16 protein-coding genes are annotated in these 13,990 nt (G+C 64.6%); 11 read left to right on the top strand and 5 right to left on the bottom strand.

What is annotated here, in order from left to right; translation table 11 throughout:
- The first annotated feature begins 3 nt into the window (after positions 1 to 3).
- The 3 genes from LOC56_RS12610 to LOC56_RS12600 all read left to right on the top strand — a co-directional run bounded on the left by LOC56_RS12610 (position 4) and on the right by LOC56_RS12600 (position 1,807).
- Positions 4 to 906, top strand: coding sequence for a DUF5996 family protein (locus tag LOC56_RS12610; RefSeq protein WP_229952588.1), 903 nt, complete (start codon positions 4 to 6; stop codon positions 904 to 906).
- A 135-nt stretch (positions 907 to 1,041) separates the two neighbouring features.
- Positions 1,042 to 1,296: a MarR family transcriptional regulator gene (locus LOC56_RS12605; RefSeq protein ID WP_229952587.1), complete on the top strand. Its 255-nt coding sequence runs from the start codon at positions 1,042 to 1,044 to the stop codon at positions 1,294 to 1,296.
- Positions 1,297 to 1,351: 55 nt separating this feature from the next.
- Entirely contained in the window at positions 1,352 to 1,807 is a 456-nt protein-coding gene (locus tag LOC56_RS12600; RefSeq protein WP_229952586.1) for a DUF3817 domain-containing protein, read from the top strand.
- 20 nt (positions 1,808 to 1,827) lie between these two features.
- On the opposite strand, the gene LOC56_RS12595 is transcribed toward LOC56_RS12600, so the two are convergent.
- The 4 genes from LOC56_RS12595 to LOC56_RS12580 are packed head-to-tail and all read right to left on the bottom strand — an operon-like array spanning position 1,828 to position 5,660.
- Positions 1,828 to 3,141, bottom strand: a complete 1,314-nt coding sequence (locus LOC56_RS12595) for a multidrug effflux MFS transporter (RefSeq protein ID WP_229952585.1) — start codon at positions 3,139 to 3,141, stop codon at positions 1,828 to 1,830.
- 33 nt (positions 3,142 to 3,174) lie between these two features.
- Entirely contained in the window at positions 3,175 to 4,020 is an 846-nt protein-coding gene (locus LOC56_RS12590) for an SDR family oxidoreductase (RefSeq protein WP_229952584.1), read from the bottom strand.
- A gap of 3 nt (positions 4,021 to 4,023) precedes the next feature.
- Positions 4,024 to 4,725 (bottom strand): type 1 glutamine amidotransferase domain-containing protein, encoded by a 702-nt coding sequence (locus LOC56_RS12585; protein WP_229952583.1) that lies wholly within the window; start codon positions 4,723 to 4,725, stop codon positions 4,024 to 4,026.
- 44 nt (positions 4,726 to 4,769) lie between these two features.
- The gene (locus LOC56_RS12580) at positions 4,770 to 5,660 is read right to left on the bottom strand and encodes an aldo/keto reductase (protein ID WP_229952582.1); all 891 of its coding nucleotides are present in this window, start codon (positions 5,658 to 5,660) and stop codon (positions 4,770 to 4,772) included.
- Between the two features lie 227 nt (positions 5,661 to 5,887).
- Here LOC56_RS12580 and LOC56_RS12575 point away from each other — a divergent pair, with 227 nt between their 5' ends.
- From LOC56_RS12575 to LOC56_RS12555, 5 genes are all read left to right on the top strand, one after another.
- Positions 5,888 to 7,375: an aldehyde dehydrogenase family protein gene (locus LOC56_RS12575; RefSeq protein WP_229952581.1), complete on the top strand. Its 1,488-nt coding sequence runs from the start codon at positions 5,888 to 5,890 to the stop codon at positions 7,373 to 7,375.
- 13 nt (positions 7,376 to 7,388) lie between these two features.
- Complete coding sequence (locus LOC56_RS12570) at positions 7,389 to 7,547, top strand: hypothetical protein (protein WP_229952580.1); 159 nt, start codon at positions 7,389 to 7,391, stop codon at positions 7,545 to 7,547.
- A 12-nt stretch (positions 7,548 to 7,559) separates the two neighbouring features.
- Positions 7,560 to 8,489, top strand: coding sequence for a formyltetrahydrofolate deformylase (gene purU / locus LOC56_RS12565; RefSeq protein WP_229952579.1), 930 nt, complete (start codon positions 7,560 to 7,562; stop codon positions 8,487 to 8,489).
- A gap of 44 nt (positions 8,490 to 8,533) precedes the next feature.
- On the top strand, positions 8,534 to 9,943 hold the full coding sequence (gene ligM, locus LOC56_RS12560) for a vanillate/3-O-methylgallate O-demethylase (RefSeq protein WP_229952578.1): 1,410 nt from the start codon (positions 8,534 to 8,536) through the stop codon (positions 9,941 to 9,943).
- Between the two features lie 180 nt (positions 9,944 to 10,123).
- Entirely contained in the window at positions 10,124 to 10,513 is a 390-nt protein-coding gene (locus tag LOC56_RS12555; RefSeq protein ID WP_229952577.1) for a VOC family protein, read from the top strand.
- Between the two features lie 6 nt (positions 10,514 to 10,519).
- On the opposite strand, the gene LOC56_RS12550 is transcribed toward LOC56_RS12555, so the two are convergent.
- Entirely contained in the window at positions 10,520 to 10,882 is a 363-nt protein-coding gene (locus LOC56_RS12550) for a hypothetical protein (protein ID WP_229952576.1), read from the bottom strand.
- A gap of 168 nt (positions 10,883 to 11,050) precedes the next feature.
- Between LOC56_RS12550 and LOC56_RS12545 the strand changes: the two genes are divergently transcribed.
- The 3 genes from LOC56_RS12545 to LOC56_RS12535 are packed head-to-tail and all read left to right on the top strand — an operon-like array spanning position 11,051 to position 13,988.
- Positions 11,051 to 11,875 carry a (Fe-S)-binding protein gene (locus LOC56_RS12545; protein ID WP_229952575.1) on the top strand — a complete coding sequence of 275 codons (825 nt, stop codon included), beginning with the start codon at positions 11,051 to 11,053 and terminating at the stop codon, positions 11,873 to 11,875.
- Positions 11,872 to 13,371, top strand: coding sequence for a LutB/LldF family L-lactate oxidation iron-sulfur protein (locus LOC56_RS12540; RefSeq protein ID WP_229952574.1), 1,500 nt, complete (start codon positions 11,872 to 11,874; stop codon positions 13,369 to 13,371). The genes LOC56_RS12545 and LOC56_RS12540 overlap by 4 nt, the downstream gene beginning before the upstream one ends.
- Positions 13,368 to 13,988, top strand: coding sequence for a LutC/YkgG family protein (locus tag LOC56_RS12535; RefSeq protein ID WP_229952573.1), 621 nt, complete (start codon positions 13,368 to 13,370; stop codon positions 13,986 to 13,988). Before LOC56_RS12540 ends, LOC56_RS12535 begins: the two co-directional genes overlap by 4 nt.
- Positions 13,989 to 13,990: the final 2 nt, after the last annotated feature.

Below are 13,990 nucleotides of genomic sequence, written 5' to 3'. Positions count from 1 at the left end.
CCCATGGACAAGAACTTCCTGAACTATCCGGACTGGCAGGCCACCGCCGACACCCTGCACCTCTACCTGCAGGTGGCAGGCAAGGTGAAACTGGAACGCGGCTACCCCGAACCGGAATGGGGCCACGTGCGGATGCCCCTAACCGTCCAAGGCATCGGGACCGGCATCATGCCGGGACCCGATGCGAACTTCGAGATCTACTTCAACCTGCGCCAGCATCATGTGGACGTGCAGAACACCAACTACATCCGCACCCGGATCGAGCTCAGCGACGGCCTCAGCGTGGCGGACTTTTACCGCCAGCTAATGGGAGCGCTGGAATTCATCGAGACGCCCACCTCCATCAACACCGATCCGCAGGAATTCTACGATCCGGTGCCATTCGACGCCGATACCAAGCACTCCACCTATGACAAACACGCGGTGGAGCTCTTCCTGGACAACCTGCACTTCGCCCACCGAAGCCTTGGACAGTTCCTCGGGCCGGTGCGCGGAAAGGTCTTCGCGCCGTCGTACTGGTTCGGCACCATGGACCTTTCCGGAACCATCTTCAGCGGCCAATCGGAGCCGTACCCGGGAAACGGAGTGATTGCCGTGAACTGCTTTGATGAGCGGTTCTGCGAGTTCGGCTTCTGGCCCGGCGACCCGTCCTCCACAGAACCGGCGTTCTATGTGATGCCCTATCCGTTCCTCTCCAACATCGGCAGCTACGGAACCATGCTGGCTCCGGCAAAGGCACAATTCCTCACCCGGTCCAGCGAATTCATTCTTACGCTCAAGGACGCCTTCTCCTATGACGATCCGCAGCAGGCCGTGGTGGACTTCTGCCGAACGAGTTTCGACATAGTGCAGCGGCTGGATCCGTGGGACGACATCGACTGGATCACCGAACCGCTGACCTACTGACGGCAGGCCGGCTGGCGGGCGGACCGGCAGACCGATGAACCGACACTTGCCCCGGTAAATTAGGCGCCGCCGAAAAAAGCCGGAACAATCACCTGTGAGCTACCTCATTGGCGAGGGTGCGACAAGGGGGAAACGATGGACGCGCGGGATGAACAGGCGCTTGACGCGGTCAAGCTCTACTACGGAACCGGACTTTCGCAGGGCGAGGTTGCCCAGCGGCTGGGGCTGTCGCGTCCGACTGTTTCCAAGCTCATCCAGCACGGCAAGGACCGGGGGTACGTCTCCATCCAGATCCATGACCCGCGGGAGCAGGAATCCTCGCTGGCTACGGAGCTGTGCAACGCCTTCGGCCTCTCCGGGCGCCTAAGGAGCAGCGGGGGATTCGCCTGAACCCGGGGCATGCTGACATACTGTTGGTAAACCCGATTTGAAGGCGGATCCCTCGATGTCACCCCGCAAACTGTTCCGCACCCTAGCCCTGGCCGAAGCCGTGACCTGGACCCTGCTCCTGATCGGCATGTTCGCCAAGTACGTGCTGGATTTTGAGGCCCTGACGCCGATCTTCGGTGGCCTGCACGGCTTCGTTTTCCTGGCCTACGGCGTGGTCACCCTCTTTGTCTGGGCCAACCAGAAATGGCCGGCGCGGACCGGCATCCTCGGTCTGGCCACCACAGTGATCCCGTGGGCCACCATTCCCTTCGAGAGGTCGGTGGACCGCCGGGGCATGCTGAACGGCGGCTGGCGGATGGCCCCCGGAGGCGAAGAGCCCACCAACGGCGTGGACCGGATCGCCGCCCTCGTGCTGCGCCGGCCGATCGCCGCCGGGATTGTGGCCCTGGTGGCCGTCGCCGTGGTCTTCAGCGTCCTGCTCTACCTCGGCCCGCCCGTCCCGAAGGGGTAAGCGTTCCCAAGGGGTAAGCCCTAGGACTCCGCGGGGAACGGGGCGGCGGACTTGCCGGGGCCCGGCTCGGCACTGCGACGCAGCCGACGCCGGCCCGGACGGTTGGAGCCGCCGCCGCGGTACGCCGTCGTCGCCGTGGCCAGGATCAGGACGATCAGGACGGCACAGCCGATGATGACCGAAACCATGGCCATGGCCCCGCCGCCGAGAATGCCGACCAGCGGGCTGATGATCCCGGCCAGGCCCACCTGCAGGGCACCGATCAGCGCCGCGGCACTGCCGGCCATGTGCCCGTAGTCGTTCAGTGCCAGCACTGACGAGTTCGAGGCAATGAAGCCGTGCATGGCCAGGACCAGCCAAAGTCCGGCGGTCAGGCCGGCGACGCCGCCGAGCCCGGTCAGCACAATCACCGGCAGCAGGACGGTCAGCCCCAGCAGCAGGATGACAGCCAGCCGCAGGATCCCCATGGGGGAGTAGCGGCCCACGAGCCACGCATTGAGCTGCGCGGAAATAACCATTCCGACGCCGTTGATCGCGAACACCGCGGCGTACTGTGCCGGGCTGAGGCCGTATTCGTCCTGGAAGACGAACGGTGAGCCCACCACGTAGCTCATGATCACGGCCATGCCCAGGCCGGGAATGGTGGCCAGGGCCAGGAACTGCCGGTCCTTCAACAGGACCCGGAAGCCGCTGAACGTACTGGCACCGCCCTTCGTCCGGCGCCGTTCCGGCGGCAGCGTTTCGGGCATCCACTTCAACACGATCGCGCCGAGGACCACGCCGATCAGCGCCAGGGCAAGGAACACCGCCCGCCAGTTCCAGAGCCCGGAAACGGCCTGCCCGATGCTCGGGGCCAGCAGCGGCGCCAGGCCGATGATCAGCATCAGCCGGGACAGCATCGCGGCGGCGGAGGAGCCGGTGAACCGGTCGCGGACCACGGCGAGGGCCACCACGCCGGCGGCGGCGTTGAAGAAGCCCTGCAGCAGGCGCAGCACAATCAACGCGCCGATGTTCGGCGCCAGGAAGCACAGCAGCGAAACCACCACATGCAGGGAAATGCCGATGATCAGCGGCAGCCGCCGGCCGAAGCGGTCCGAGAACGGACCGATGACCAGCTGCCCGACGGCGGCGCCGAGCAGGGTGCCCGAGAGCGTGAACTGCGCGGCGGCGGCGCTGGTGTGCAGGTCCTCGGCCACCTCCGGCAGGGCCGGTAGGTACATGTCGGTGGTCACTGCCGGAAGCGCGGCCAGGGCGCCGAGCATCAGGATGTACTTGATGCTCGTGCGGGTCGCGGTGCGGTTTCGTGTTCCGGTTTCGGGCGGGGTATCGCTCACAGGCACTCCTGGTGCGGTTGTCGTTTCTAAATTCTAGAGATGGCGTACGCCGGCACCGGCCAGCACGGCGCGGTAGCCTTCCCGGTACGTGGGGTAGGCGAATTCAAAGCCGGTTGCGCGCAGCCGCCGGTTGCTCAGCCTGCGGTTGCCGCCGCGGCTGCTGGACGTGTCGCCCGCCGGCGGCAGTTCGCGGCCGAGCTCTGCAGCCAGGAAGCCCAGCACATCGGCCAGCTCCACCGGCTCCATATCCACTCCAACATACAGCGGCGCGGGAGGGGAAACCCGGGTCGTCAGGTGCACGATGGCCTCGGCTGCGTCATCGCGGTGGATGCGGTTGGTCAGCTGGGTTCCGGCAGGTACGACGGCGGTTCCGGACATCACCGAATCGATCAGCCGGGTGCGTCCCGGCCCGTAAATGCCGGACAGCCGCAGCACCACCGCATCGGGGCGGCGGTCGTGCAGCAGCTGCTCCGCCTCGAGGATGACGGCACCGGTGGCCGACGCCGGGCGGGCGGGGGTTTCCTCGTCCACCTCGCCGCCGTCGGCGTCGCCGTACACCGCAGTGGAGGAAACGAACAGGATGCGGCGCGGCTCCACGCCGTCGCGCTCAAGCGCGTCCAGGACGTTGGCGGTGGCGGTGACGTAGGCGGCACGGTAGGCCTCCTCGGTCCGCTGATCGGCGGCCACCGCAATCACGACGACGTCGGTGTCCGCAGGAATGCGCGGCAGGTCGCCGGTCAGATCCACGACAGATCCGGTGATTTGCTTCGGCAGTTTCTCCGGGGAGCGCCGCCACCCGAGCACGGAAAAGCCGGCCGCAGCAAACCGCAGGCCGGCTTCCGTGCCCAGATCGCCGCAGCCGGCGATCAGGACCGTCATGTTCTACTCAGCCAGGGCGGAGATGACGGCCTTGGCCACATCCTCGCTGGACTGGGGGTTCTGGCCCGAGATCAGGTTCCGGTCGCGGACCACGTAGCTGGTCCAGGCGGGGCCGGTTTCGACGACGGCGCCCTTGTTCCGGAGCACTTCCTCCACGAACCAGGGGGTGTTCTCGCCGGTGCCGCCATTGAGCTCCTCCTCGTCGGTGAAGACGGTGAGCTTGCGGCCGGAGAAGATGAACTTGCCGTCTTCGGTTTCGGCGGCCAGCAGGCCTGCCGGGCCGTGGCAGAACGGGGCAATGATCTTGCCCGCGTCGTCGGCCGCAACGAGGATCCTGCCCATGTCCTTGTCGAACGCCAGGTCCGCCATGGGACCGTGCCCGCCCGGCATCACCACGGCGTCGTACTCTGACGGGTCTGCATCCGCGAGCACCAGCGGCGAGGAGAGCTCGGCGTCGATGTAGGCAATGTACTGGGTGAAGGCCGCGGCCTTCTCGGGGCTGCCGGCCGACTCGGGAGCCAGGGATACCTGGTCCACGGTGGGCTTCACACCGCCGGGGGTGGCGATGCGGACCGTGTGTCCGGCGTCGCGCAGCACCCGGTGGGATTCAACCAGTTCCTCGGCCCAGTAGCCGGTGGGGTGTTCGCTGCCGTCCTTCATGGTGAGGGAGTCTGCTGCGGATACAACCATCAGGATATTTGCCATGCGTTCTTTTTTCCTTTGCTTGGCGGGAAAAGCGGAAAGTGTTGTTACTTGGCCGGTGCTGCGGCGGCGCCGGCGGCGTCCAGCTCAGCGAAGGTGGCGTCGTCGAGCCGGATGTCTGCGGCACCCAGGTTGTCCTCGAGGTGGCTGATGGAGCCGGTGCCCGGGATCGGCATCATGACCGGGGAGCGGCGCAGCAGCCAGGCCAGGGCAACCTGCGAGGTGCTGGCGTTCAGGCGCTTGGCGGCTTCGTCCACGGGGCCGCCCGGCTGGGCCAGTTCGCCGGCGGAGATCGGGGCCCACGGGATGAAGCCGATGCCGTTGTCCTCGGCGTACTTCAGCACGTCCTCGGAGGAACGGTCGGTGAGGTTGTAGCGGTTCTGCACGGTGGAGACAGTGAAGAACTTCGACGCGGCTTCCAGTTCGGCAACGGAGACCTGGGACAGGCCGAGTGCCTTCACCTTGCCCTCCTGCTGGAGGTCGCGCAGCACGGCGAACTGCTCTTCGGGATCGACCTTGGGGTCAATGCGGTGCAGCTGCAGCAGGTCCAGGGAATCGACCTTCAGCTTGCGCAGGGAGAGCTCGGTCTGCTGGCGCAGGTACTCGGGACGGCCCACCGGCACCCAGACGTCGGGCCCGGTACGGACGAAGCCGACCTTGGTGGCGATGCGGACGCCGTCCGGGTACGGGTAGATCGCTTCGGCGATGATTTCTTCGCTGATGTTCGGTCCGTAGGAGTCGGCGGTGTCGATGAAGTCGACGCCCAGCTCGACGGCGCGGCGCACCACGTCGACGGCGGTTCCGCGGCTTTCCGGTTCGCCCCAGATGCCGGGTCCGACAATGCGCATCGCCCCGAAGCCCAGGCGGTGTACGGTGCCGAGGTCCTTGAGGTCGATGGTGGGGGACAGGGCGGGAGAGGTTTCCGTCGTATCAGTCATACAGGCGTCAACAAGGCCCGTCGCCGGGTTTATTCCTCAGCAGCCTTAGTTCGGAAGCGGCGGCCGGTGCTGTACGGGCAACCGTGGTCCGGCGGCGGCCTTCCGGACCCTGTTGTCCGGACCCCCGGGGTGGGCTACCTTGTGACCACTGCCGCGCGGCGCCCGGAGGCGCCGCCGGCGAACACAGCTGAGCAGCAACCCAGCAGCAACACAGAGAGGTGTTGGCAATGACAAAGACTTCCGCCCAGGTGGTCACCGGGCTGTACATCAACGGCGAGCCCCGGAGGACGCAGGAAACCCTGGCTGTCGCCGATCCTGGCAGGCCCGGGCAGGTGGCGGGCCACGCAGCGGCTGCGTCGCCTCAGGACGCGGCGGACGCCGTCGGTGCCGCGAAGGCGGCCTTTCCCGTCTGGTCCGCACTGTCGGCTCAGGAACGGGCGGCGCGGATGGCCGACGCAATTGCGGGCATCGCCGATCTGCGGGATGAGGACGCGGCCATCCTGTCCCGTGAGAACGGCAAGATCGTTATGGAGAGCTGGGTGGACGCCCTCGTTTTCGAGCTCCGGTGGCAGCTTGCCCTGTCCCTGGCCGATCAGGTGGATCAGGACGCGATCCTCGAACCGGCACCGGGTATCCCCGTGACCACCACCGTGTCCTACCAGCCGCTGGGCGTGGTGACCGTGATTGTGCCCTTCAACTGGCCGGTCGCAATCTTGGGTGCCTCCCTGCCCCACGCCCTGCTGGCAGGCAACACCGCCATCGTTAAACCGCCGCCAACCGCGCCACTGGCAACCACCCGGATTGTGCAGCGCGTTGCCGAGAAGCTGCCGCCGGGAGTGCTGAACGTCGTTACCGGCCGGGACAGCGACATGTCCGGCCTGATCCGGAACGACGACGTTGCCAAGGTCTGCTTCACCGGCAGCGTCAACGGCGGCAAACGCATCATGGAAATGGCCTCCGGGTCCTTGACCCGGGTCACCCTCGAGCTCGGGGGAAACGACGCGGCCATCATCCTCGACGATGCACTGCTGGACGACACACGGCTGGACCGGCTCCATGCCGCGGTCTTCGATACAACGGGCCAGATCTGCATGAACGCCAAGCGGATCTACGTTCACCGGTCCCGCATCGAAGAACTGGTGCAGGGACTGTCCGCCCGGTTGGAAAACGCAGTCATCGGCTACGGCCTCGACGAAGGAACAACCATGGGGCCGCTGCATTCACCGGCGCAGAAGAGCTTCGTGGAAGACCTGATCGAGGAGGCAGAGGCGGCCGGCGCCGAGGTCCGCCGGTTCGGCACCCTTCCCCTGGATCCGGAACTGCGCGACGGCAACTTCCTGCGCCCGGCGCTGGTCCTTGATCCGCCGCCGGAACTGCGTGTGGTCACCGAAGAGCAGTTCGGGCCCGTGATTCCGATCATTCCGTTTGATTCGGAGGACGAAGCCGTTGCCTGGGCCAACGACAGCTGGGCGGGACTCTGCGGCTCGGTCTGGACCGAGGACCCGGCTCGGGCCAACGCGGTCGGTTCGCGGCTGGCCTGCGGCTACGTCTGGGTCAACGACCACGGAGCAACCCGATTGGACCTTCGTGCCCCGTTCGGCGGCATGAAGCAGTCCGGCATGGGCCGCGAACAGGGAATCCAGGGCGTCCGGGCCTTCCAGGACACCCGATCCATTGCCCACCTTGACGAAGTTTCAGCCGCGGATGCGCACTGAGCATGCAACCCGTGTGCTGACCCAAATCTGCTTTGATCCGTACATTCATGGACTGGTCCAGGGACTGCCGTCCAGCGAGGCCGCTATCAAAGGCTTCCACATTTTCACTTTCAATGACCTTGCCCAGACGGAAATCCGGCGTCGGCGCATGCTCGAGCAGACACGCGGATAGAGGAAAACCTTCATGGACAGATCCATTGCGCCGCAGCCCGGAGCAACCCCTGCTCCGCTTCCCCCGGCGTCTTCTGCGCCCTACCCTACCGACGACGACGTTGCGCGGCTCGTCCTTCATGGAACAGACCAATCCGGCATCGTAGCTGCCATCACCGAGGTTCTGGCCCAATTCGAGGGAAACATTGTTTCACTTGACCAGCACACCTCAGATCCGGTTGGCGGCCGTTTTTTTCAGCGTACCGTTTTTACGCTTCCCAATCTGGCTACCAAACTTGACGATCTACGAGGCGCACTTAGCTCCCGCCTCACTGATTTCGGTCTTGAATGGCAGCTGATCGAGGCGAAGAAGCGCAAACGCGTGGCCGTCTTCGTTTCGAAATCAGATCACTGCCTGCTGGACCTTCTCTGGAGGCAGCGCCGTGGCGAACTGCCGATCAATATCACCATGGTCATCTCGAACCACCCGGACCTCAGCGAAGACGTCCGTCCCTTCGGGATCCCCTATTTCTATATCCCGGCTGACAAGGAGAGTCGAGGCGAGGCAGAGAAACGCCAGCTGGAACTCATCCGCGGGAACGTTGACCTCATTGTCTTGGCCCGGTACATGCAGATCATTACCGAAGGATTCATTGACCAGGCAAGCGTCCCCATCATTAACATCCATCACTCATTCCTTCCGGCTTTTATCGGCGCGGCTCCCTATCGGAAGGCCAAAGAACGAGGCGTGAAGCTTATCGGAGCCACCGCGCATTACGTCACCAAAGACCTGGACGAAGGTCCCATCATCAGTCAAGACGTTATTCACGTTAGCCACCGTGACTCTGTAGTCGACCTTCAGCGGCGCGGAGCGGATGTAGAGCGACGTGTGCTTTCGCACGCGGTGGAAGCCCACTGCGCGGACCGGGTGCTTCGCGACGGCAACGTCACCATAGTTTTTTAGCGGAAGATCCTTGACCGTTTAATCACAACGAAAGGAAACCTGATATGACCAACGCTTCCCTGCAAGAGGTTTTAGACGCATCCGGAAACATCGTGGACCACCTGCGCAATGTGCAGGTCGGAGCCTACGTCTACCCGGTTGTTGCTGCGGAGTTCACCAACTGGCGTAACGAGGTGCGGGCATGGCGCGAATCCGCTGTGCTGTTTGATCAGTCCCATCACATGGACAACCTGTTTATATCAGGGCCGGGGGCCTTGCAGCTGATCTCCGACACCGCTATCAACTCGGTAGCCGCTTTCCCCGTGAACAAGGCAAAGCAATACGTTCCCGTAACACCCTATGGACACGTCATAGGGGACGGCATCATGTTCCGGGAGGCCGAGGAGGAATTTGTGTATGTCGGCCGCTCACCCGCTGCAAACTGGCTGCTCTACAACGCGGAAAAGGGCGGATATGACGTCGAGCTGAAGACGGACAGGAGGTCCCCTTCCCGGCCCATGGGGAAGGCAGTGTCCCGTGAATGCTGGCGTCTGCAGATCCAGGGTCCCCGGGCCTGGGATGTCATCGAAAAAGTGCACGGTGGTCCGCTGGAGCAGCTGAAATTCTTCAACATGTCCCATATGAACGTGGGAGGCACCGAGGTCCGGACCTTGCGCCACGGAATGGCGGGAGCGCCCGGGCTGGAACTCTGGGGTCCGTACAAGGACTATGACAAGATTCGGGAAACCATTCTTGAAGCAGGTGCGGAGTTTGGGTTGGAACCCGCTGGAGCGCGTGCCTATTCCTGCAACACCCTGGAATCCGGATGGATCCCCTCACCGCTGCCCGGAATCTACAGCGGAGAGCAACTCGCGGATTACCGTCAGTGGCTCGGTGCAGATAGCTATGAGGCGAACTCAGCCATTGCCGGGTCCTATGTTCCCGAGAGCATCGACGGCTACTACACCACGCCGTGGGAACTGGGGTACGGATCGTTCATTAAGTACGACCATGACTTCATCGGGCGTGATGCCCTTGAAGCGATGGACGCAGAGGCACAGCGCAGGAAAGTCACGTTGGCCTGGGACGGCGACGACGTAGCAACTATTCACGCGTCGATGTACCAAAAGGATCAGCTGCCCTATAAGTTCTTCGACCTGCCAAATGCGAATTACGGAGCGTCGAATTTCGATTCGGTAGTCGATGAAGCGGGCCAGGTGGTAGGAGTCTCCATGTTCACCGGGTACAGCTGGAATGAGAAGAGGCCGCTTTCCCTTGCGATTGTGAACCCTGATGTGGAGATCGGATCCCAGCTGAAGGTCGTCTGGGGAGAGCCGGAAGGCGGGACCAAAAAATCCTCTGTCGAGCCGCACCGCCAGTACGAAGTCAATGTGGACGTCAGTCCCGTGCCCTTCTCCGAGGTGGTTCGGAAGGGTTATACGGACGGTGGATGGCGGAAATCAGTGGCTGTGTAGGACCCTGTCCCTAGCAGTGCAGCCCGTGTCAGTAAATCGACAGGGCTGCACTTGTTAGTGGCGGAACTCCCGAGGCATGCGCCGACGGGCACTTCCGGTCCGGACCAGTCTGCCGGACGAGGACCGAAGCTGTCCGCAGCACTGTTCCACGCCGTCGTCGGCGGTCCTACGCTCAGGGCCATGGACTGGAAAATCGAGCTCGTTCCCGTGCCGGTGTCCGACGTCGACGCCGCCAAGCGGTTTTACGTAGACCAGGTGGGTTTCAACGATGACTTTGACGAACGCATCGACGAGAACCTGCGCTTTGTGCAGCTGACCCCGCCCGGGTCGGCCTGCTCGGTGGTTATCGGCCCGGGCACCACCGATATGGTTCCCGGCACGCAGCGGATCCAGGTGGTGGTCCCCAGTGCCGCCGACGCCCGGCAGCACCTGGTGGACCACGGCGTGACCGCCAGTGAGATCACTCCGCTGGACTGGGGAACGTTTGTTTATTTCAGGGATCCGGACGGCAACCAGTGGTCACTGCAGGAACTGCCGGAAATCCCGCCCACCCTGCCGTCGCAGCTGTAGCGCAGGCTAGAGTTCGGCGGCTACGGCGTTCAGGACCGCGGCCAGGTCCGCTTTGCTCTGGCCCCAGTCCGACAACGTGGTGGGAACCGCCGGCGTGCTCGTGGCCAGCACGCGCGTGGTGCCGGCGTCGACCGGTTCAAAGGTGAGCACGATGCTGGAGCCGAAGGACTTCCAGGTCATTCCGACCGAGAGTTCGGCCCGTTCCTGCCACACCCCGGTGAGCGTCATCGTCGGCAGCCTGTAGGCTGCCCGCTCGACGGCGGGCGGCAAGGCAGCCACGGGGGCGGTGATCACCAGCTCACCCCTGCCGCGTGCCCGCTTGGAGGTTATTTCGAGACTGATTGTTCTGGCATTCCCCATGTTCGTCATGCAACAGAGAATAGCGCAGCGGTGACTGCCCGGCGGAAGGCGCGGAGGGAGGATGCCAGGGACCGATCACGAAGTTCACCTGCAGCAGGCATATCAATCGGCGGAGTTATATTGAAAGATGGTTCCACCCGAGGAGGTGCAGCGCCGCACTTCCGCTGAAAGGCAGCCATGAAGATTGCTTTGTTCGCCACCTGCATTGTGGACGCGATGTATCCCTCCACGGCCCGCGCCACGGTCTCCATCCTGGAACGGCTGGGGCACGACGTCGTGTTCCCGGCCGGCCAGGCCTGCTGCGGGCAGATGCACCTCAACTCCGGGTATTTCCCGGAGGCGGTGCCCGTGGTCCGCAATCACGTAGAGGCTTTTGAGGCAGAGGAGTACGACGTCGCCGTGGCGCCGTCGGGCTCCTGCGTCGCCTCGGTGAAACACCAGCATGCAATGCTGGCCCGATCCGTGGGCGATTCGGACCTCGAAACCCGGGCTGCCGCCGTCGGCGCACGGACCTACGAACTCTCCGCCCTGCTGACCGATGTACTGGGCGTGACGGACGCCGCCGCCCAGCTGGGCTCCTGGTATCCGCACCGGATCACCTACCACCCCAGCTGCCACGGCATGCGGCTGCTGCGGCTGGGGGACCGGCAAGCGAACCTGCTCCGCACAGTGGAAGGCCTGGAACTGGAACCGCTGCCCGAAGCGGACCAGTGCTGCGGCTTCGGCGGAACATTCTCGCTCAAGAACGCGGACGTCTCCTCGGCCATGCTGGCAGACAAAAACGCGAACATCGCCGCGACCGGCGCCCAGCTGTGCAGCGGCGGTGACGCCTCCTGCCTGATGCACATCGGCGGGGGCCTCTCCCGGGAAGGCAGCGGCATATCGACCCTGCACTTCGCGGAGATCCTCGCCAGCACGCGCGAACACCCGGCACCGCCGCCGGGTGCCGTGCGCGGCGGGACCCGGAGCGCCGCTCGCCTCACGGGAAAGGCACACCAATGAGCTCCACCTATCTGGGCATGCCGGCGGTACCGGTTTACGGCAGCGGCAATCTGCACACCGCTGAACCCTTTCCCGTTGCAGCGCGGCGGGAACTGGACAACGAGCAGCTGCGTGCCAACCTCGGCCACGCCACCCACACCATCCGCGACAAGAGGCTGCGCGTAGTGGCCGAACTGCCGGACTGGGAGGAACTGCGCGAAGCCGGCAGCGCCACCAAGGCCGCCGTCATGGCACGGCTGCCGGAACTGCTCGAGCAGTTCGAGGGAAACTTCACCGCACGCGGCGGCGTCATCCACTGGGCGCGGGACGCAGCGGAAGCCAACGAAATAGTGCGGGACCTGATCCGCGACGCCGGCGCGGACGAGGTGGTCAAGGTCAAATCCATGGCCACCCAGGAAATAGGACTCAACGAATACCTTGAAGAGCACGGCATTTCCGCGTTCGAAACCGATCTGGCGGAACTGATTGTCCAGCTGGACCATGACAAGCCCAGCCACATCCTTGTGCCGGCCATCCACAAGAACCGCAGCCAGATCCGGGACATCTTCCTGCGGGAGATGCCGGACGTTGATCCGAACCTCACCGACACCCCGGCACGGCTGGCCGAAGCGGCGCGGCTGCACCTGCGCCGCAAGTTCCTTTCCGCGAAGGTCGCCATCTCCGGCGCGAACTTTGCCCTGGCCGATACGGGCACGCTCGCCGTCGTCGAATCCGAAGGCAACGGCCGGATGTGCCTGACCCTCCCGGAAACCCTGATCACCGTGATGGGGGTGGAGAAGCTGCTGCCGTCGTGGACGGACCTCGAGGTGTTTATGCAGCTGCTGCCCCGTTCCTCAACGGGGGAACGGATGAACCCCTACACCTCGCTCTGGACCGGAGTTACGGCAGGCGACGGGCCGCAGAATGTGCATCTGGTGCTGCTGGACAACGGGCGCAGCGCGGCGCTCGCGGATGAGCGAGGACGTTCGGCCCTGCACTGTATCCGCTGCAGCGCGTGCATGAATGTCTGCCCCGTGTACGAGCGCACCGGCGGGCATGCCTACGGCTCCACCTATCCCGGACCCATCGGTGCGATCCTTTCGCCGCTGCTGACCGGGATCACTTCCGAAGAGAACGCGTCCCTGCCCTACGCCTCCTCACTCTGCGGAGCCTGCTACGACGCGTGCCCGGTGAAGATCAACATCCCGGAAATCCTGGTGCACCTGCGCTCCGAGGATGTCGAGAGCCGCCGCGGGACGAAAAAGGTGCCGGGGCAGATGGATGTTGCCATGAAGGCAGCGTCCTGGATGATGGGCTCGGGTCGCCGGATGGCCCTGGTGGAGAAGGCCCTGCCGTTGGGAAAGCTGGCGGCCGGACCGGATAGGAAAATCAAGAAGCTTCCCGGCATCGCTGCCGGGTGGACCCGGAGCCGCGACCTTCCGGCTCCGCCTGCGCGGTCCTTCCGGGACTGGTGGGTAAAAGAGCACGAAGACACTGCGTCGAAAGAGCAAGCATGAGCGCCCGTACGGAAATCCTGGACCGGCTTCGGTCCGCCCTCCACGATGCCCCGGAAGTACCGGAAATTCCACGGAAGTACCGGCACAGCTCCGGCATGAACGAGGACGAACTCATCGAACTGCTTCGAGACCGGCTGTTGGATTACAAGGCCGGCGTCAGCGTGGTGGATGAGGCATCCGTGCCCGCCAAAGTGGCCGAACTGCTGGCAGGGGAAACCTCCTACGTGGTTCCCGCAGGACTCGATGAACGCTGGACGGCGCTGGCCCCGGGACGCGTGGTGGATTCACCTGAGGAGCCGCTGAGCGTGGAGGAGCTGGACGGCATTGACGCGGTGGTCACCGGCTGCGCGGCAGCGGTGGCCGAAACCGGCACCATCATTCTGGACGGCAGCCCGGGGCAGGGCCGGCGGGCGTGTTCACTGGTCCCGGACCATCATGTGTGCCTGGTGCTGGCCCGGGACATCGCCGGAGTGCTGCCGGAAGCGGTGCGGCGGCTGGACGTCACGCATCCGTTGACCTGGATCAGCGGCCCGAGCGCCACCAGCGACATCGAACTGCAGCGGGTGGAAGGCGTGCACGGGCCGCGGAGGCTGGACGTCGTGATCATCCGGTCCTGACA

The organism is Arthrobacter sp. zg-Y179 (genome assembly GCF_020907345.1).
In the GTDB taxonomy this organism is placed as follows: Bacteria; Actinomycetota; Actinomycetes; order Actinomycetales; family Micrococcaceae; genus Arthrobacter_B; species Arthrobacter_B jinronghuae.
This window is presented reverse-complemented; position numbering and strand designations above follow the sequence as displayed.